Source organism: Microcoleus sp. w2-18bC1 (assembly GCF_036700365.1).
Classification (GTDB): Bacteria; Cyanobacteriota; Cyanobacteriia; order Cyanobacteriales; family Microcoleaceae; genus Microcoleus.
In genome coordinates this window covers 1-19,297 of the sequence record NZ_JAUBOS010000090.1, presented here as the reverse complement: position 1 = coordinate 19,297, position 19,297 = coordinate 1, and the positions used below count along the sequence as shown (strand labels likewise).

The 19,297-nt window shown below is 46.3% G+C and carries 14 protein-coding genes and 1 pseudogene; 7 read left to right on the top strand and 8 right to left on the bottom strand.

Annotation, left to right across the window (positions count from 1 at the left end):
• Positions 1 to 109: 109 nt before the first annotated feature.
• Complete coding sequence (locus tag QT979_RS26675; RefSeq protein ID WP_333098507.1) at positions 110 to 346, top strand: 2Fe-2S iron-sulfur cluster binding domain-containing protein; 237 nt, start codon at positions 110 to 112, stop codon at positions 344 to 346.
• A 93-nt stretch (positions 347 to 439) separates the two neighbouring features.
• Here QT979_RS26675 and QT979_RS26670 read toward each other — a convergent pair whose 3' ends face one another.
• Positions 440 to 1,780 carry a hypothetical protein gene (locus QT979_RS26670; protein WP_333312166.1) on the bottom strand — a complete coding sequence of 447 codons (1,341 nt, stop codon included), beginning with the start codon at positions 1,778 to 1,780 and terminating at the stop codon, positions 440 to 442.
• Between the two features lie 95 nt (positions 1,781 to 1,875).
• On the opposite strand from QT979_RS26670, the gene QT979_RS26665 reads away from it, so the two are divergent.
• The 3 genes from QT979_RS26665 (at position 1,876) to QT979_RS26655 (ending at position 7,546) form a co-directional block, all read left to right on the top strand.
• A complete protein-coding gene (locus QT979_RS26665; protein ID WP_333211877.1) occupies positions 1,876 to 2,664 on the top strand; it encodes an SDR family oxidoreductase in 789 nt (262 codons plus the stop codon).
• Positions 2,665 to 2,794: 130 nt separating this feature from the next.
• Complete coding sequence (locus QT979_RS26660) at positions 2,795 to 5,977, top strand: CHAT domain-containing tetratricopeptide repeat protein (RefSeq protein WP_333312165.1); 3,183 nt, start codon at positions 2,795 to 2,797, stop codon at positions 5,975 to 5,977.
• Between the two features lie 90 nt (positions 5,978 to 6,067).
• Complete coding sequence (locus tag QT979_RS26655) at positions 6,068 to 7,546, top strand: hypothetical protein (protein ID WP_333211880.1); 1,479 nt, start codon at positions 6,068 to 6,070, stop codon at positions 7,544 to 7,546.
• Positions 7,547 to 7,796: 250 nt separating this feature from the next.
• On the opposite strand, the gene QT979_RS26650 is transcribed toward QT979_RS26655, so the two are convergent.
• The 5 genes and pseudogenes from QT979_RS26650 to QT979_RS26630 form a co-directional block, all read right to left on the bottom strand.
• Positions 7,797 to 8,576, bottom strand: coding sequence for a photosystem II S4 domain protein (locus QT979_RS26650; protein WP_333048915.1), 780 nt, complete (start codon positions 8,574 to 8,576; stop codon positions 7,797 to 7,799).
• A 238-nt stretch (positions 8,577 to 8,814) separates the two neighbouring features.
• Positions 8,815 to 9,639, bottom strand: coding sequence for an SWIM zinc finger family protein (locus QT979_RS26645; RefSeq protein WP_333312164.1), 825 nt, complete (start codon positions 9,637 to 9,639; stop codon positions 8,815 to 8,817).
• Between the two features lie 12 nt (positions 9,640 to 9,651).
• On the bottom strand, positions 9,652 to 12,942 hold the full coding sequence (locus tag QT979_RS26640) for a DEAD/DEAH box helicase (RefSeq protein WP_333312163.1): 3,291 nt from the start codon (positions 12,940 to 12,942) through the stop codon (positions 9,652 to 9,654).
• 335 nt (positions 12,943 to 13,277) lie between these two features.
• Positions 13,278 to 13,409: pseudogene (locus tag QT979_RS26635) on the bottom strand (Uma2 family endonuclease); the annotation flags it as partial.
• A gap of 88 nt (positions 13,410 to 13,497) precedes the next feature.
• Positions 13,498 to 14,004, bottom strand: a complete 507-nt coding sequence (locus QT979_RS26630) for a hypothetical protein (RefSeq protein ID WP_333084683.1) — start codon at positions 14,002 to 14,004, stop codon at positions 13,498 to 13,500.
• Positions 14,005 to 14,293: 289 nt separating this feature from the next.
• Here QT979_RS26630 and serA point away from each other — a divergent pair, with 289 nt between their 5' ends.
• Both serA and prmA read left to right on the top strand, forming a co-directional pair.
• Complete coding sequence (serA, locus tag QT979_RS26625) at positions 14,294 to 15,877, top strand: phosphoglycerate dehydrogenase (protein ID WP_333312162.1); 1,584 nt, start codon at positions 14,294 to 14,296, stop codon at positions 15,875 to 15,877.
• A gap of 183 nt (positions 15,878 to 16,060) precedes the next feature.
• Positions 16,061 to 16,951, top strand: a complete 891-nt coding sequence (gene prmA / locus QT979_RS26620; RefSeq protein WP_333211889.1) for a 50S ribosomal protein L11 methyltransferase — start codon at positions 16,061 to 16,063, stop codon at positions 16,949 to 16,951.
• A gap of 54 nt (positions 16,952 to 17,005) precedes the next feature.
• Here prmA and QT979_RS26615 read toward each other — a convergent pair whose 3' ends face one another.
• On the bottom strand, positions 17,006 to 17,599 hold the full coding sequence (locus QT979_RS26615; protein ID WP_333211890.1) for a hypothetical protein: 594 nt from the start codon (positions 17,597 to 17,599) through the stop codon (positions 17,006 to 17,008).
• A gap of 87 nt (positions 17,600 to 17,686) precedes the next feature.
• Entirely contained in the window at positions 17,687 to 18,004 is a 318-nt protein-coding gene (gene trxA / locus QT979_RS26610) for a thioredoxin (RefSeq protein WP_333211892.1), read from the bottom strand.
• 73 nt (positions 18,005 to 18,077) lie between these two features.
• Here trxA and fabG point away from each other — a divergent pair, with 73 nt between their 5' ends.
• On the top strand, positions 18,078 to 18,842 hold the full coding sequence (gene fabG, locus QT979_RS26605; RefSeq protein WP_333312161.1) for a 3-oxoacyl-[acyl-carrier-protein] reductase: 765 nt from the start codon (positions 18,078 to 18,080) through the stop codon (positions 18,840 to 18,842).
• Positions 18,843 to 19,297: the final 455 nt, after the last annotated feature.

Genomic DNA, 19,297 nt, shown 5'->3' with positions numbered 1-19,297 from the left:
CAGTTGACAGTTGACAGTTGACAGTTGACAGTTGACAGTTGACAGTTGACAGTTGACAGTTGACAGTTGACAGTTGACAGTTGTTTGTTAGAGTTGAGGTTCAAATTCAATGACAAAAGTTTGTTTTTTACCAGATAACGTGACAGTTGAAGCTGAACCAGGAGAGCTTTTGCTAGATGTAGCTAAACGTGCAGGGGTTTCTATTCCTACCGGCTGTCTCATGGGTTCTTGTCACGCTTGCGAAGTAGAAATTGATGGCGGAGATACGATTTGTGCTTGTATTTCCGGCATCCCTTACGGAAAAAAGCAAGTGACAATTAATCTGTATGTTGACCCGACTTGGTAATTTGTTAGTTGACGGTTGACGGTTGACGGTTGACGGTTGACGGTTGACTGACAACTGACAACTGACAACTGACAACTGACAACTGACAACTGACTAATTTTTTTGCCATTCTTTCTGTTTTTTTCGAGCCGATTGCAGCCATTTTTGAGCTTCTGGATAAACAGTTGTTCCCGGTTTTACAGATTCTAATTGATTGATAATTTCTTGCAAGTGGCCGAGGGCGTAAGCGGGATTTTGACGGGGAGAATTTACATTATTTTGCAAGGAAGCAAACAAGCTCTTAGCCTGGTTCAAAGCTTCCACTGACTCTCTCTCTGCTGTCAGTCGAATCTTTGTAGTGCCTAAATTATTTTGATATTCAGCTAATTTTGTTTGAGCGTCAAGATAGCCCGGATTATCAAATGTAATTTGGCTGAGTCTCTCAATGGCAGCTTGCCATAAATCTGCGATTTTTTGCCAAGTTTCTGCTGAATGAGGCGGTTTCTGGGATGCTACAGCGGCAGTTAATGCAAATTCTTTTGCTGCTTCGATTAAGTTGTCCGCACGCACCGATCCGGTGGCTACACCGCCCATTGCTTTAAAATCTCTCTCTGCTGCTTGGAGTTTCTGCTGAGCCGTTTCTCCCGCGAGGGTGTCGGCGGGAATTTGATTGAGTTGGTCGATCGCACTTTGCCAATTTACGGTCGCTTTTTGTCTATCCGCAGCGGTTTTGGCTTGCTGATACTGCTGTTTCGCCGCGTTGAGAGTTTGTTCGACTTGATTTAACTGAGTAAAAGCATTTTTTTGCTGGAAAATCTGAGCCTCCATCCGCCCGACATTTTTGCGGGCGGCTTGAAATTCATCGACTGTAAACCGCCAACGGCAGCCGAAAAAAGAGCAGTAGGTTTGTGGATAATAACCTAAAAACCAAACTGGCAAGGCGTCGAGGTGTTTTTGAGCCTCTTTTGCTTTAATTTCGCCCAAGTCAAAATCAGCGACAGCCGTGGCTTTATTCACCAGTTGATCGGATTGTTCCACAAGGGCGATCGCCTGCCGGTAATTATGATCCATACTCATAAAACTCGGCAGCAATAATATCGGCATTGTTTTCGCCACGGGCCAGCGAATCATGGGAAAAGGTAGGTTAATCAGCCAAATTATCCCCGCAGCACTTCCCAGCAAACTCCCAGCAAAGATGATTTTACCGAACAATCCGGGCGGGCGGTTGGCTTTGACGGCAGCTTTGAGAGCTTGTTCGCTGAAGTTGGGAAATTCGTCTTTGAAGGTATCGCGGATTTCTTCTCTTGAGGCGAAAGTGCCGTTTTGCAAGCGCAACTTCTCCAACCGCTTGATTACCATCCGTCGGTAGACATCACCCGCTAGACTATCAGCCGCCGCGCACTTGTCAACTTCTGCCCGCAAAATTTCAAAAGCTCGATCGGTAAGACGCGCCATAAAACTCACCTATTCCCTTTTAATTATTTTACAGGTTCCCGTGTAAATAATTGTTAAAATATATAAAGCCCACATCAAATATCCGAATTAATTTCATGCCCACTGCTTTAATCACTGGTGCTTCTGGTGGAATTGGTGCAGCCTTTGCCGCCGAATTAGCGAAACGCCAGCACAATCTAATCTTGGTAGCTCGTTCCGAAGACAAATTGCAACAGTTAGCTGCTAAACTGCAACAGGAATTCAATATTTTAGTCGAAATTATCGTTCAAGATTTGACCGCAGCCGGAGCCACAAATGCTGTATTTGACGCGGTTGTTAAAAAAGGTTGGACGGTTGATTTGTTGGTGAACAATGCGGGTTTTGGCGATTACGGTGCTTTTGCCGATCGCCCGCTTGCGAAACAACTAACAATGGTGCAACTAAATATTGTAGCATTAGTTGAACTCTCGCACTTATTTTTGCAGGGAATGCTGCAGCGAAAATCAGGAAGTATTATCAATGTTGCCTCCATCGCAGCTTTTCAACCGATGCCGTACTTGTCGATGTATGCAGCGACTAAAGCTTTTGTTTTGAGTTTCAGCGAGGCACTTTGGGCGGAAAACAAAGATTTAGGAATTGGCGTTTTGTGCGTTTGTCCAGGGCCGACAGAATCGGACTTTTTCGCAGTAGCTGAATTCCCTCAATCAATGGCATCCAGCAGCGGGCAAAAACTCGTTCCCGCAGCGGAAGTAGTGCGAGATGCTTTGAAAGCTTTAGACAAAAATGAGTCTAATGTTGTCACAGGGGGAATTCCCAATCAAATCATCGCCAATCTGCCTCGATTGATGCCGCGAGAACTTTTGGTGAAGTCAGTAGAAAAGGTGTTTCGGGCGAAAGAGGAATAATCGCGATCGTTGACAATATAAATAAACCCGCCCCCACCCAACGACAAACATTAGATCGCCCAAAACCAAAATTTTCCCAAAAGTCGATTAATAAATGAATGGATCGAACCATCCCAAATCCCAAATCGCAATGAAGTCAGAACGCGAACAAGCCTACCTCAACCTGATCGATCAACTGCTAACCTGTCCCAGCGGCGAAGAAGCGGAGGTATTAGAGACTCACCCGGAATTGCTGGATGATGGCTTGGTGGCGGCAATGCTAGAAGAGGCAGAGAATCTTAGAATATTTGGGCAACTAAATAACGCTAATCGGTTGATGAATTGTGCCGGGATACGGCTTGGGATGAATGACAACACCTCAGTGGCAGTCACCCGACAAGCGGAAGCAGAAAGACTGTTTCAACAAGGCAATCAGCAGTATAAAATCAGTCAATTTCGAGAAGCTTTGCATTCTTGGGAACAGGCATTAACTATCTGTCGAAAAATCGGAAATCGCCAAGGAGAAGCTAATTGCCTCGGCAATTTGGGCAATGCTTACTATTCCCTAGGGCAATTCCACAGGGCGATCGAATTCCTAAAACAGTCTTTAGTGATTAAACGGGAAATAGGCGATCGCCAAGGAGAAGCTGCTTCCCTCGGGAGTTTGGGCAATGCTTGCCAATCCCTAGGGCAATACCACAGGGCGATCGATTTTCACCAACAGTATTTAGAGATTTCACGGGAAATCGGAAATCGCCACGGAGAAGCTAATTCCCTCGGCAATTTTGGCAATGCTTATTATTCCCTAGGGCAATACCAGAGGGCGATCACATTTTACCAACAATTATTAGAGATTTCACGGGAAATCGGATATCGCCAAGGAGAAGCCGCTTCCCTCGGCAATTTGGGGGTTGTTTTCTCTTCACTAGGGCAATACCAGAAGGCGATCGATTTTCAGCAACAGTCTTTAGTGATTAAACGGGAAATAAGTGATCGCCAAGGAGAAGCTAATTCCCTCGGGAGTTTGGGCAATGCTTGCAAATCCCTAGGGCAATACCAGAATGCGATCGATTTTCACCAACAGTCTTTAGTGATTTCACGGGAAATCGGATATCGCCAAGGAGAAGCTGTTTCCCTCGGGAGTTTGGGCTATGCTTACCAATCCCTAGGGCAATACCACAGGGCGATCGATTTTCACCAACAGTATTTAAAGATTTCACGGGAAATCGGATATCGCCAAGGAGAAGCTACTTCCCTCGGCAATTTGGCCAATGCTTACGTATTCCTAGGGCAATACCAGAAGGCGATCGAATTTCTCGAACAGCAATTAGAGATTTCACTGGAAATCGGAGATCGCGTGGGAGAGTCACACTCTCTCAACAATTTGGGGTATACTTTTCTACAAACTCACCAACTTGCTGAAGCTGAAACAGCACTTCGCGCCTCGATCGCAATTCATGAAACTCTGCGTTCTGAATTGGTAAGTAATGACCACAAAGCCTCAATCTTTGAAACCCAAATATCTGCCTATCGCCTGCTGCAACAAGTCCTAATTGCCCAAACTAGATTTGATGAAGCCTTAGAAATATCTGAAATGTCGCGCACCCGTGCCTTCGTCGAGTTATTGCGACAAACCTTATTAACAACTCCCCCTCAGTCCCCCCCTTATCAAGAGGAGGAAGAAGAGTTATCTCAATTCCTCCCTCTTAAGCCCCCCCTTAGCAAGGGGGGGTTGGGGGGGTTATCAAGATTTGAGGAAGAAGCAAACCTCTCAAAGCCCCCCCTTAGCAAGGGGGGGTTGGGGGGGTTATCAATTCCCAAAATCCAACAAATCGCCCGCGACAGAAACTCCACAATAGTTGAATATTCGCTTATCTTTGATGACATTTACATCTGGGTAATCCAACCAAACGGCAACATCACCCATCGTGCCGCCAACCTCCAACCCCTCAACCAACAAAACCAAACCCTCAAACAAATCATCCTCAAAGCCCGCGTCTCCATCGGCACCAATGAAACCGACGACGCAGGCAACAAAATTCAGCTAGAATCCCAGTACAATCGAGACGAAACAGGCCGCTTTCCCCTCTTGCAACTCCTCGATCAAATCCTGATCGAACCCATCATCGACTTGCTGCCCGTTGATGCCAATTCCCCCATCATCTTCGTCCCCCACTACGACTTATTTTTAGTTCCCTTCGCCGCCTTGCAAGATAGCAACAACCGCTACCTAATCGAAAATCATACCATCCTCACCAGCCCATCCATCCAAGTATTAGAAATCACCCGCGAACATCAAAACCGAGTCCGAGGATTGAGACAAGCCGCCCTAATTGTCGGCGATCCAACCATCGCCGCAAAATTCAACAAAAACCCCTACAGACTCCGCCAAATCCCCAGGGCAAAAGAAGCCGCCGAAGCCATAGCCGCAACTTTAGGAACCGAAGCAATTAGCGGAGAAAATGCCACAAAACTCGCCATTTTAGACAGGATGCTAAACACCCGCATCGTGCATTTATCCGCCCACGGGCTCCTCGACGATTTCCAAGGTTCCGGCATCCCCGGCGCGATTATTTTAGCACCATCAGGAGACACCGACGACGGCGCGCTTAACGCCGCAGAAATCTTGCGATTAAAACTCGATTCCGAACTCGTAGTTTTAAGCGCGTGCAGCACCGGAGGCGGTAAAATCACCGGAGATGGAGTCATCGGATTGTCGCGCTGCTTCATCCTCGCCGGAGTCCCCAGCATCATCGTTTCCCTGTGGAATATGGGAGCGATTTCAGCCAAATTACTAATGACTGAATTCTACCAAAATTTAGCACGGGGCGAGAATCGAGCAGCCGCCTTGCGGTGTGCTATGCTAACCACAAAAGCTCGATTTCCGAGTCCCATAGCTTGGGCTGCATTTACCTTAATTGGCGAAACCGAAACTTTACCGCTGTCAACTGAAAAGAGTGATTTAAGGAGATTAGTAATGTCACTTCCCGATGATGCCACACCCGAAGAAATTGTGGCGGCTTTCACTAAGTTATTGAAAATATCCGAGCCGCAATTTGTCAAACAATTATCAGCGATTGATGTTGGTTCGACCGATAATATCAATATTATCGCTCAAACAATCAAGGATTGGTGTGAAACTAAACCTCAAATAGAAGAGAATTTAGAGAACGAAATTTATCAAATGGGTGCGGGCGGCACTGATAGCGATACACCGGAGGAAATCGTCAGGGACTTTTACCAAACGCTGAAGGAAAATCAGATCCGACTGGGTTTGCCTCCGTCGTCTGCGCCGCCTGCACCGCCAACAAATAATCCACAAACACCTGCCTAGGATAGAAACCATAAAAATCTTGTGGGGTGGGAATCTTGCCCGTCCCAAATATCTGATACAAATACTCGAAAACATCTCACAAAATTGATTATGAGCCAAGAATGGCAAATTAAAAATCCCAGCATTACCCTGTATCCTTTCCACCTGCGGGATGATAGGGACAAAGGCTATAAGCAAGTAGCAAAAAATGCCAAAAATTTGTGGGAAATTTTAGCAGATAATGTCGGCAAAGAATTTAACATCGACGAACTCAACTCCCTCAGAGACAAGCTAATTTGCTACAAAAACGGGGTGTATTATCCAGAGGGCGAAGGGGAAAATCTGACTCTGGTAAAATTGCTGATTCCCGATGGAAAAACTCTGAATTTCCAGCCAATTACTCAGCCAGATAACCCGAAACTTGATGGTTCTATCAATGCTCTGCGACTTCAGGATACTTACACGGCAGACTTGACCTTTTACTATAAAAATGTCACAATAAAAGTAGCGGACTTAAGTCGATTAAATCCCCAAGGTTGCTTGTTGCCAAATGCAATTCAACCGTCTCTGGGACAGACATTATTATTATACGCAGCACCAGCAGTGTATGATACTTACCGGAAACTAGCTGACGAATCTATTAAAGCTTTTGTACAGGATAAACAGCCAGCATCAGTAGACTTTTGCGCCGAAGGAAAGTTATTCGGGAGTCCGATTTTTGAGTATGACAGCCGAGAAGATGATGGGCGTCAGCGGTGTCACATTTTAGTATGGTTGCAAGACAATCCCCAAACTTTGAAATTCGTCGCAACGCCGGCGTTTAATGATTACTTGATGAATCTGCTGTGCTCTCGCGCTAAAATTGTATTTGTGTATGGCGAAGCTCGGAAAAAGTATCGCAAAGCACAGCAAATAGTGGGCGAGTTAGAAAAGAAGCTCCTCGAATGGGATGCAATACAAAGCGAACAAAATCGACAAGTTAAGTTGCAAAAGCTAAAAGAGTTGCTGGCTGAAGTTCACACTAAAATGTTGGCTTTTGCTCAGCCGGTGCGATATTTGCAAGAAGACAGAAATACCATTGATACTAATGCTGAAAATTATGGTGAGGCGTTGACAAGAATTAGAGGTTTGTGCATCCCAGGCGACAATCTGGATTTTTGGCAGAGGTTTCTAGATTTAGCTGAGGATAAGTATCAGCGGCAAATTGAAATAGATTTAAACTACCTGATTGCTAGTCAAAATTTGTTCCAGCAGTCGATATCCACTGTGCGGGGGATGGTGGAAATCGAACAGGTGGAATTGGACAGGGAACAGATGGAATTATACAAGCAACAGGAAGACAGGGAGAAAAAGCGCGATCGCCAGCTTGAGAATATCATCTTTTTTGTCGGAACTGCGATCGGCGGCGGACAAATCTTTTCCGCCGCCTATCCTCTAATCAAGGATACACAGATTCAATGGCAACCCGATTTTTCTCTACCGCTGCATCCCTTTGCTGCGACAATTATCTTGAGTCTGCTGTTTGGCTTACTATTTGGCTGGTTAATGCTGGGTATCGCCGTGTGGGTAAGGAAAACTTTTCCCCGATAATTTGGATTTAGGACTTACGCATAAAACCAAAGAAACCGGGTTTTTGGGGGTTTTTGGGTGGTATAACTCATATGTTGCAGCATTCTTAAGAACAGGCAAGATGCCTGTTCCACAAAGAGTCAATTTTTTGTGGGGAGTAGGGGTTGGGCATCTTCGCCTCAGCATTCTTAAGAACAGGCAAGATGCCTGTTCCACAAAGAGTCAATTTTTTGTGAGGAGTAGGGGTTGGGCCGAAGATGCCGCCCATAAATTACAAATATCGAGTTAGCTGGACTCGATAGCGTTCCTTCTTAGTAACAGCAACTTCCCCAATTTCCAATCTTCCCTTGCCGGTAACAGCAATTAAATCTCCAGACTTGACATTATAACTAGCTTGAGTAACGTCTTTCCAGTTAACTCGCACGTCGCCACTATCAATTAAATCGGCCATTTTGCTGCGAGACATTGCGAATCCAGCGGAGGCGACAGCATCCAATCTCATGGATGCTTCAACGGTTGTCATTTCTTTCTTTTTGGGTTCTCTAATTTTGAGTTCGCTCAACTCAATGCGCCGCGTTTGCACAGGAACCGATCGCACTTGCTGCAAACTCATCTCCAAATACTCTACCATCTCCGGCATGACAATCGCTTGCGCGCCGCGTTCTCCCAAAACAATCACATCGCCAGTTTTCTCGCGGACAATTCCCGTACCCAACATCGCCCCCAAAAAGTCGCGGTGAGAAGCTGTATCGAACAAGAAATTGCCAGCGATTTCTACCGCAGCAACGTTAACGCTAGCAGAGTCGATCGGGATATCCGATCGCGCGATCGCAATTCTTTGTCTTTCAGCTTGCGGGTAGCCGCCCCAAGCCACTAATTCCACGTCAGTTAAGCGTTTAAATACCGTCAGAGTGTCCGCCAATTCTGGAGGCGACAGAAAATCAGTCAGAGTAACTTCCCAAGTTTTTATGGCTTGTTCCGCTTGGTCGATCGCCCGCGCGACACATTCGCGGTTTTCGATGCCTTTTAACAGTTCTTCTCTTTGTAACATCAGTCCATTTTAGATTCTAATTTGAAATTGCTAAACCTTGCTGTCACTAAAAAGTCTACTTTTTCAACAGTCGCACTAATTTAATTATAGTCTAAAATCATCAAATAACGATCCTATGATTTTAGTTGTTGGTAAAGCTGATATGATGAGCACGATTATTGTACCAAATCTATGAAGTCTTCGAGTTAAAGTTTTTGCAAGAGCTCGATCGAGTATGGCAGCAAAATTGTCCACCCAACTACTTATTCTTCTTCACCCGCAAATACAGTTCTTCCATCGCCTCAATAAACGAACCATCCTTGTGCCAAAACTGTGGAAAATCTCCCTGTTTCTTCACCACGATCGCACTTACCCCACTTGGCGCTGCCACCTCAATCGTCTGCGGTAATCGCTTCGCACCATGCCAAAACTCTTTCAGGCTGACCGTTTGCGCCTCACTGGCGATCGCCTGCGTGTAATAGGAATCCACCGCCACAGGGGCCGCTGCATCCGCCGTCAACTCGGCAGAAAGTGCCAAGCCCAAAGGCGTTTTTGCTAATTCGCGGTGCAGCACTTCCTTAGAAAGCCCCCGTAATTCAAACAGTAAAAATGGATCTTTGTCCAATTCGGCCGCCACCAAATAATAAACTCCGGCAATATGTTTGCAGGGATTGCTATAGTCTGGGCAAGAGCAAGTAGTCTTAAAGTCCTCGCGGCTACTGGGTAAAAGGTGCAATCCGAGGGGTGCAAAAGCCTTTTCAATATTGTCGGGCATTTCGTTGAGCAGCAGCCGAGAAATAAAGCTGGCTTTTGATGCCATTTGGGCGATCGCCATTTGCCACTTTTCCTGACTAATTGGCTCAAACTCAATTTTAGTTTTGTACAGAGGCTCCTTATAAACCCCAAAATAAGGATTAACCGAGCCTCTCACCTGTGCCATCACTAAGCCATCATTAATCTTAAAGCTTTTTACCTTGTCATTCCGTGCATAGGAACGTCCCCGTCCGAGTCGCCCAGAATCTGTAAATCTTTCCAGCGCATCGATAAATTTATTGCCCCACCAAGTCCGAGTAAATTGTGACATCTTTGATTTCTCCTAATCTAGAACCGCATTTTTATTGAGTCTAATTAACTTTTTAAATGCCTCATTATCCAACTCAGTCAACCACGACTCATCCGCACCAATAATTGACCCTGCCAATTTCTTTTTGTCCTCAATCATTTGGTCAATCTTTTCTTCCAAAGTGCCGATCGCTACAAACTTATGCACAAACACATTTTTTTGCTGTCCGATCCGAAACGCCCGATCCGTCGCCTGATCTTCCACTGCCGGATTCCACCAGCGATCGAAATGGAACACGTGATTGGCTTTTGTCAGTGTAATTCCCACGCCGCCCGCCTTCAGTGACAGAATAAATACCGAAGGTTCAGACTCTGGATCTTGAAACTCTGAAATCATCCGTTCCCGTTTTTCGCGACTGGTTCCCCCGTGGATGTAGTAAGTGTTGTAATGTAGCGTTTGTTTAATATATTTTTCCAACGCGCTTCCCAGTTCTGTAAACTGCGTAAATACCAATAAACTTTCGCCTTCTGCTTTGACTTCCTCAATCATCTCGATCAGCCGTTCCAGTTTGTGCGATCGCTCTGGTGTAAACTCACTTTCATCCTGCAAAAACTGGCGCGGATGGTTACAAATTTGCTTCAGCTTCAGGAGTGTCGCCAAAATCATCCCCTTGCGCTGCATCCCTTCCGTCGCATCAATTTCTTGCTCTACCTCTTTGACAATCGCTTCATAAAGCGAAGCTTGCTCGCGGGTGAGATTGCAGTAGAGCTTTTGCTCAACTTTGTCGGGGAGATCCTGAATAATCGACTTATCGGTTTTCAGGCGTCGGAGAATAAAGGGTTCCACTAATTTTTTGAGCGCTGCCGATTGCGTGCGACTCCCATTTTTTTGAATCGGGATCTCAAACAACTTCCGAAACTGCGCCTCTTTACCCAGATAGCCCGGATTGAGGAAATTAAAAATTGACCATAAATCCAGCAATCGATTTTCCACGGGTGTTCCAGTCAGCGCCAACCGATGGGTAGCAGGCAACTTTAAGATCGCCTTGGTTTGCGCCGCTTTCGGATTTTTAATATTCTGCGCTTCATCAATTACTAAGCGATGCCACGCTACGCTGCTCAACAGTTTCTCGTCTTTGCGCGCCAAGGTAAAGGAAGTGATCAACATATCGCAACCTTGGACGGCGGTTTTGAATTCCTTGACATCTTGCAAGCGCCCAGGGCCGTGGTGTATGAGCGATCGCAATTCTGGAGCAAACTTTTCCATTTCCTTTTGCCAGTTACCAACTACGGATGTGGGCGCAATTAGCAGCGTGGGTAGAACCGAAGGTGCGATCGCTTTTTCTGTCTTTTTTTCTGTCTCTTTTGTAGTAGATAAAACTTCCCGCTCTTGCAATAATCGAGCAATTACCTGCGCCGATTTACCCAAACCCATATCATCGGCAAGACAGCCATTTAATCCCAAACTTTCCAAATAACTCAACCAAGAAACGCCGCGCTTTTGGTAATCCCGTAACTTGCCCTGAAACTTTGCTGGATCTGCAATTAACTCTAACCGACTCTTATCGTTCAGCTTCTCCAACATATCCGATAAAGCCTGATCGCGCTCAACCTCCAACTGTTCGCTCGCTTCTCCTTCTGCCGTCAACTTCATAAAGTCAATTAGGCTTAAATCGGGGTTTTCTTCGCGATGTTTTTGCCAAAAATTTAGCATCTCCTGCATCTTGTCTTTGTCCAGTTCCATCCATTGTCCTCGGAACTGCACCAGCGGTGTTTTGCTATTTACTAACGCCTGCCATTCTTGTTCGCTAACCCGTTCACCCCCGATCGCCAATTCATATTGATATTCCACCAAGGAATCCGCCGAAAATAATCCCTTGCCCTTGATTGCAGGGCTCTTGCTGTCCTTCCCTTTGACTTGCAGGCGAATCTTCGCCCGTTGTCGTCCCTTCGGCGTCCACCAAGCGGGGACAATCACTTTGTATCCGGCATCTTCTAATACCCAAGCGGACTCGCTGAGAAAGGTGAAAGCATCATCTAAGCTGAGGGTAATGTTAACGGGTTTGTCGGTTTCTAACCCTTGCCAAAGTTGGGGATAAATGCGGGCAGCGTAGCCGAGATTTGTCAGCAAATGTTGCTCAAAGTTGTCTCCGAATTGTGTTTGTAACTGTTTTTGTTGAGTCGATCGCGATCGCCAATAATCCTGCAACGGCATCCGCAGAGATGGGTCTTTTTTCGCAGCCACCTGAAACTCTAAAACCCAAGGCTGTTCGGGGTTTTCGGGGGATTGTAGTTGAAAGCAGAGGGAGAATGAGTCAGCAGATTGATTGCGCGTAATGCGATCGCGCCAGGTTTGCCATTGCCGATATTGTTCAAGGCTTACTCGCGCGATTTTTCGTGTTTGCTTGAGGCAGATTTGAAGTAAAGAATCCGCAATCTTATTTTCAAACGATGCTGGGATGGGGGTTTGAGTGACGATTTCGGCGATCGCACACTCGGAAAAATGCCGCAGCAACCGTTCGCGATCGTAGAACTTTGGTGTATCTTGTAGCTGGATCTTCCGAAAACCGGACACACAAACTAAAGGCATCCATTCAACATAGCGTTGTAAATCAGTTTCGTACTGTGTTGAAACAATTTCCCATCCCGGATAAATCTCAAAGCTGGGTGCAATTTTGGCAGGTGTTTTTGGAGTTTTTGCAGTTGTTTTGGTTTTTGTCTCGCCCGCTTTCTTACGCCCGCGCGTGGCTTTCTCAGCGGGTTCGGATGTTTCGATGGGTGCGATCGCGATCGGAGCAGTTTCTCGATAGCGCAACGCCGGAATATAATGATCTTTCAGAACAATTTGCTTAAAAGTTTGGGTGTAGTGATACCAAAATAGCAAGTCTGAACCAAACTGAACTTCTGCTACATCGTAGAGGGCAAAAAAATGCAGATCGTTCAATACTTTAGTCAAAGTGTGGGTGGCGATGGCCACACAATCAACTTCCCAATACTCCAACTCAAATGTTTCGGGTAACTCTGTCTCTAAATATCGCGCTAGTTCTAAAGATGACAACGGCTGGTTGTCAGCAGTGGGCAGTAAAAAATACCGAGGGACGATCGCGTATTCTCGCCCCATCGCACTTGTATTGCTGACTGCTGACAGTTGAATCCCGGCTTCTTTCGTTAGAAACTCTCTTAACTGTGCCGTCTTCAATTGTCGGGGATGAACCTTAGCAGGCTGTTTTTTCTTTTCAGTAGTTTCAACCCAAATATAAAACGTTCCAGGTTGAATAAAATTCTCTTCTGCTTGAGGAATCCAAGTCCCGTGGAGGATTTTCATAGGTTATACCATCAATTAGCGGGAAAAGATAAGACGGCGGTTGAAAGAGACTGTTGGCGAATTCGCAGGGGGTGTTACCCATCACCTCTGGGAGGCAGTATTTCCGTTCACTATTGGTAGTTAATGGCTATATGGTCAATTTGAAATTTAGTCTAGAACCACTATTTTTAGGGGTGAGAGGTGAAGCCCTTTATTGATTCGCCAACAGTCTCTAATAATAGACTTTTTGCAAAAGTCCTTTTAAGCAAATTTTCGGACGGGCAAGATGCCCATCCCACAAAAAGTTTTTGTGGGATGGGCATCTTGCCCGTCCCAGCTATTTTTGCAAGAGGTCTAATCAATCCTCCACTAGCAGTCCGTTCAAATCTTAAATCCCGGTTGTCAATACACAACTGAAAAAACTGCTCGTCTGTTAATTCGAGGGTTAATTCTAGGGGAGAATCTAGGGGGATAGTTTGTGATTCCATAACTGCCTCCAAATATTACACGAGTCAACAGTCAACAGTCAACAGTCAACAGTTAACAGTTAACCGTCAACTGTTAACAAACAAATAACTAAGTCTCTGTATAACCTTGGATATTTTCCGGTTTAAACTGCTGCAAAATCTTCGCAGCTTTCCCAGTCAAATCATCAGTACCCTTAACGGCAATCAAAAATTTACCCGCATTCAAACGGTTGCGGTAGGGCAAAGCATCGCCGCTACCAAAAGCCATACCGCCCGCGCCTCCAACAAACACACTGCCCATTGCAGCGGCGATCGCACCGAGTACACCACCGATCGCATGATCGCCAATTTCTCCCGCCCAGGCAAAAGTCTTCAACTCAGTAATCAAGCTGAAAGTAACGCCAGCAATAAAGCCAAAGGGAATCAGCCAAATAGCCATGAGTTTAGCTTGTTTCTTCGCTTGCTGGTTCGGGTCGATCAAGCCAAATTCATCAGCAGTTTTGTAGCCGCGGCCCAAAATACTCACTTGCTTCATAGGCAAGCCTTCTTTTTCCAGAGCACAGTAGGCAGCTTCGGCTTGAATTCGATCGGGCAGTACGGCGATAAGATAATTCATTAGAAAACAATTCCTGATAGTTAGGCTGGAATAGCCAAAGTCTATTATAGACCGAAAAGACATACTAGCTAAGCACTTGAGGGATTTTCAGACGGTCAGAGAGTCCGATCGCCCGCAAAGCTAAAATATTTCACGCAAAAAACGGCCGACCTTGACCGAATACAGATACAATTCAAACTGCACAAAGGCAAGCTTGAGCTGAGCTGTTAGATACTGCTCTAAGTGTAAGTCTCAACTTTGAGCTCGCCAACGCTCGGTCTATTTTTACTATTGCACTCAATTGCTTGCTATGCCTAAAGTTCTAGTATCCGATCCGATCGACCAAGCCGGAATTGACATCCTCTCCCAAGTCGCGCAAGTTGACGTAAACACAGGACTCTCAGCCGAACAACTGGTAAAAATTATTCCAGATTACGACGCTTTAATGATCCGTTCTGGCACCCAAGTTACCAAAGAAATCATAGAAGCCGGGAATTCACTCAAAATTATCGGCAGAGCCGGCGTCGGCGTAGATAATGTCGATGTACCCGCCGCTACCCGCAAAGGAATTGTAGTCGTCAATTCCCCCGAAGGCAACACGATCGCCGCCGCCGAACACGCGCTTGCCATGATGCTCTCGATGTCTCGCCACATCCCGGAAGCTAACGAATCCGTCAAAGGGGGTAAATGGGAACGCAACCGCTTTCTCGGCGTAGAAGTTTACAAAAAAACCCTCGGCATCGTCGGTTTGGGCAAAATCGGCTCCCACCTCGCCGCCGCAGCCAAAGCAATGGGCATGAAACTGCTGGCCTACGACCCCTTCATTTCGACCGAAAGAGCCGACCAGTTGGGCTGCCGCTTGGTAGAACTCGAACTGCTGATGCGCGAATCCGACTACATCACCCTGCACATCCCCAAAACGCCGGAAACCCTGCACTTAATTAACGCTGAAGTGCTGTCGAAAATGAAGCCCACGGCCCGCATCATAAACTGCGCCAGAGGTGGCATCATCGACGAAGCAGCCCTCGCAGAAGCCATCAAATCAGGCAAGATCGCCGGCGCAGCTTTGGACGTTTACGAACACGAACCGCTGGAAGCTGATTCCCCGTTGCGGAGTGTCGGCCAGAACATCGTGCTGACGCCCCACTTGGGAGCATCCACAGCGGAAGCTCAGGTAAATGTGGCGATCGACGTTGCTGAACAAATCCGCGATGTACTGTTGGGGCTGCCCGCGCGATCGGCTGTCAACATACCAGGAATTTACCCAGACTCGATCGAAAAACTCAAACCCTACTTGCAACTCGCCGAAACCCTCGGCAACCTCGTCAGCCAGCTAGCCGGAGGCCGAGTCGATTACCTCAACGTTCAACTGCAAGGCGAATTGGCCAGCAACCAAAGCCAGCCCGTAGTCGTTGCCGCCCTCAAAGGCCTGCTCTCCCAAGCCCTGCGAGAGCGCGTTAACTACGTCAACGCCAGCATCGAAGCAAAAGAACGCGGAATTCGCGTCGTCGAAACCAGAGACGCCTCAATTCGCGACTACACCGGCTCCCTGCACCTCTCGGCCAAGGGAACTCTCGGCGAACACACCGTGACAGGTGCAGTGCTCGGCGAAAGCGAAATTCGGATTACCAGCGTTGACGATTTCCCGGTCAACGTTTCCCCCACTCACCATATGCTGTTTACCTTGCACCGCGATATGCCGGGGATTATTGGCAAAATTGGTTCCCAATTGGGCAGTTTTAATGTCAATATTGCCAGTATGCAGGTAGGCCGTAAAATCGTGCGAGGCGATGCGGTGATGGTTTTGAGCCTTGATGACCCTCTACCAGAGGGGATACTGGCCGAGATCCTAAAAGTTCCGGGAATTCGGGATGCTTACACGGTAAATCTTTGACGGATTTGGGAGTTTAGATTTTGGATGCCAGGGCTGATAATTGGTAATGGGTAATTGATCATTGGTAATTAGCCTGAAAGCGGGAATTTTTCTATTAGCCAATCCTCCTTCCTCACTCTCCAGTTCCCAGTCTCCAGTTCCCCTGGGCCAATCTAAAATCTAAAATCTAAAATCTAAAATTGTATGGCACATAGCTGGTGGGAAATTAGAATTCTTTGCGATCCGGCGCTGGAAGATATCATCTTTTGGCGTCTGGAACGATTTAACTGTCAGGGAACTGCTACTGAGCTCAAAAGCAATTCCTGCCTGATGTCGGCTTATTTGCCCGAAGAACAGGCAGGATTGCTGGATTTGGCCGCTCTGTCTCTGTGGCTGCGCCAAGATGCTCTGTGTGCAGGTTTGCCCCTACCTGCGATGCAGTGGGATTTGATTGAAGATGAGGACTGGGGCAGCACTTGGAAGGAGCACTGGCAGCCTCAAGAAGTGGGCGATCGCTTTTTAATTAATCCGGCCTGGCTGCCCTTACCGACTGATACCGATCGCGTTATTTTGCGTTTAGATCCGGGTGTGGCTTTCGGTACTGGTGCTCACGCCACTACTCAACTTTGTCTGGAGTCCCTGGAAATGCGGCTCGGTTTTGATGACAAAGAGTGTATCGTTGCTGATATCGGCTGCGGATCGGGTATTTTGTCGATCGGCGCGGTGTTGTTGGGCGCTACAAAAGTTTATGCTTTGGATACTGATCCTTTGGCAGTGCGATCGACTATTAGCAACAGGCTACTCAACCGCGTTAATTCTCAGCAGTTGGTTGCAGAGCTCGGAAGTATCGATCGCTTGAAAGAAATGGTAGATGAGCCGATCGACGGTTTGATCTGCAACATTTTAGCAGAAGTAATCATTGATTTAATCCCGCAGTTCACGGCAATTAGCAAACCAACTACTTGGGCCGTGCTCAGCGGCATTTTGCTCGAACAAGCTAAGCCAATTGCTGACACTCTCGAACAGCACGGCTGGATTGTGGCTACTCTGTGGAAGCGCCAAGATTGGTGTTGTTTTAATATTCGGCGTAGTTAACAATATGGTAATTGCTAATTCCTAACTGCTAATTGGTAATTTTGAGTTCATGTTTCATCTTTGGGAAGTGAATTTAAATAAATGTCGCACCTGAAAATAAACCGCGCCAGCCCAGTAAAAACCATTCACCAAAATCAACAACGTTTTTCCAGTATAAGAATTAACAAAACCAAAAACGCGGTAAGTTGAGATCAGCACTAACAACATTTCCACTAGAGAAACAATTGACCCATAGTGCTTCCTATCCCAATAAGAAAACGGACTGATAAAACGGTAATTGCTGAACGGAAAAAAGTGCCGGTGAGCGTCGTCATTGTGGACAGGCAAATCTCCCAGAGAGTGTAGTATCATGCTGACAAACAGAATTTGCACACTTTGCCAGCCAAAGTAATAAGCAATTAGCAAACCAATAACCGCAAGGGGAATTGAATGGAACAGAGCCACAATATCTTGCACAAAAGGCTCATAATATGCTTTTGACCAAATTGTAGCTGCGGGCAAGCGAGCAATGTATTTCGCCCAAAAGTAAAATAAAAATATCGGAATATCCGGCAAAATTCCGCCAATGACAATAATGAGATTAGCTTGCGGCAGTTGCGGTTTGCCGAGAATAGCGAGATTGATAATAGCGTGGCTGGGAGTCTTCATAGGTAGGGTTCGTCAACTAGGATTATCTTATTCATAATGAATCAGATATGAGCTGACGCACCCTACGTGTGAGATAATTGGCTCGTGCTACAAGAAAGGTTGCACTCGATCGATCAACTGCGCCGGTTGCAGTACTCCCTCAATGCGATGGACCTCAGCGCCATTTTTGAACAGCACCAAAGTCGGCAAAGCATAAATGTGATACTGCGACGCCAACTGGTCGTACTTATCCGTGTCAATTTTGACAACCATCAGCTTGTCTTTTAATTGACCGCTCACTTGCTCCAAAATCCCTGCCATCATCTGACAAGGCCCGCACCAAGTAGCATAAAAATCTACCAACACCGGCAAGTCAGAGCCCGATAGTATTTCCTCAAAACTGCTGAACTGTTTTTGAACTGCCATAAGACAAAATAATTTTTTTGGTTCTGGCTCGATTTTAGTGCAAAATTCTCTGGTAGATTGCGAGGATACAATTATGGAATTATTACCAGAGACTTTTCAGAGATTGCGGGGTCAAGTTGCTGTCGTGACCGGTGCGTCGCGGGGAATCGGCCGCGCCGTTGCTGTAGCCCTAGCAGCAGAGGGCGCTAAAGTCGCCGTAAACTATGCGAGTGCTGCTGCTGCTGCTGATGAGGTGGTAGCAGAAATAGTCGCTGCTGGAGGAGAAGCTGTGGCACTTGCAGCAGATGTCTCGAAAACTGACCAAGTAGATTTACTCACCAGTAATGTCATGGAAAAATGGGGACGAATTGACATTTTGGTGAACAATGCCGGCATTACTCGCGATACTTTGCTGCTGCGGATGAAGTTGGAAGACTGGCAAGCGGTAATTGATTTGAATTTAACTGGCGTGTTTTTGTGTGCGAAAGCTGCCAGTAAAATCATGCTAAAACAGCGAAGTGGCCGAATTATTAATATTGCTTCGGTTGCTGGACAAATGGGCAATCCGGGACAAGCTAATTACAGTGCGGCGAAAGCTGGGGTAATTGGATTTACTAAAACTGTGGCGAAGGAGTTGGCGAGTCGCGGGATTACTGTGAATGCGGTTGCACCGGGTTTTATCACTACAGATATGACTAAGGATGTCAAGTCTGATGAGATTTTGAAGTATATTCCGCTGGGGAGATATGGGGAAGTTGAGGAAGTTGCGGGGATGGTGAAGTTTTTGGCGGCAGATGCGGCGGCGGCTTATATAACCGGGCAGGTTTTTAATGTGGATGGGGGGATGGTGATGGCTTAGGATTTGGGGATTTTTTTAACCGCAGATACACGCGGATGAACGCGGATATTTGCGGTTAATAATTACTTTAAGGCAGCACGCAACTGACTGAGGACTTTTTTGTATTTGGCAAGGCGTTGAAAATCTGCCTCTGTGGGATTGGCGATGCGACGAATATCAAGGTTATGAGTAACATCAGCGATTTTGACTCGCAGTGCGATGGGGTTGGCAATAACACGTTCTAAATAAGCTGGATAAGCTTCTCCTTCTATTTTGGTAATCGCCTCGATCGCCGAGACGATAACTTCAGGAAAACCTTCGCTTTTAAGTTGCTCAAGTGTAAGTTCAGAATCTTCGACCGCATCGTGTAAAACCGCTACGATTTTATGTTCTATAGAAGTTAGGAATGAAAAATAAATAACTTAATGAATTACTCAGGTTGGGGTACGGCTCGATAATTCCATTTGGGCAAATAT

Excerpts from the sequence above, each read along its gene's own strand:
- QT979_RS26630 (WP_333084683.1), bottom strand. The coding sequence starts at position 14,004 with ATGAATTATCTTATCGCCGTACTGCCCGATCGAATTCAAGCCGAAGCT.
- prmA (WP_333211889.1), top strand. The coding sequence starts at position 16,061 with ATGGCACATAGCTGGTGGGAAATTAGAATTCTTTGCGATCCGGCGCTG.
- serA (WP_333312162.1), top strand. The coding sequence starts at position 14,294 with ATGCCTAAAGTTCTAGTATCCGATCCGATCGACCAAGCCGGAATTGAC.
- trxA (WP_333211892.1), bottom strand. The coding sequence starts at position 18,004 with ATGGCAGTTCAAAAACAGTTCAGCAGTTTTGAGGAAATACTATCGGGC.
- fabG (WP_333312161.1), top strand. The coding sequence starts at position 18,078 with ATGGAATTATTACCAGAGACTTTTCAGAGATTGCGGGGTCAAGTTGCT.
- QT979_RS26640 (WP_333312163.1), bottom strand. The coding sequence starts at position 12,942 with ATGAAAATCCTCCACGGGACTTGGATTCCTCAAGCAGAAGAGAATTTT.
- QT979_RS26675 (WP_333098507.1), top strand. The coding sequence starts at position 110 with ATGACAAAAGTTTGTTTTTTACCAGATAACGTGACAGTTGAAGCTGAA.
- QT979_RS26665 (WP_333211877.1), top strand. The coding sequence starts at position 1,876 with ATGCCCACTGCTTTAATCACTGGTGCTTCTGGTGGAATTGGTGCAGCC.
- QT979_RS26655 (WP_333211880.1), top strand. The coding sequence starts at position 6,068 with ATGAGCCAAGAATGGCAAATTAAAAATCCCAGCATTACCCTGTATCCT.
- QT979_RS26645 (WP_333312164.1), bottom strand. The coding sequence starts at position 9,639 with ATGTCACAATTTACTCGGACTTGGTGGGGCAATAAATTTATCGATGCG.
- QT979_RS26650 (WP_333048915.1), bottom strand. The coding sequence starts at position 8,576 with ATGTTACAAAGAGAAGAACTGTTAAAAGGCATCGAAAACCGCGAATGT.
- QT979_RS26660 (WP_333312165.1), top strand. The coding sequence starts at position 2,795 with ATGAAGTCAGAACGCGAACAAGCCTACCTCAACCTGATCGATCAACTG.
- QT979_RS26670 (WP_333312166.1), bottom strand. The coding sequence starts at position 1,780 with ATGGCGCGTCTTACCGATCGAGCTTTTGAAATTTTGCGGGCAGAAGTT.
- QT979_RS26615 (WP_333211890.1), bottom strand. The coding sequence starts at position 17,599 with ATGAAGACTCCCAGCCACGCTATTATCAATCTCGCTATTCTCGGCAAA.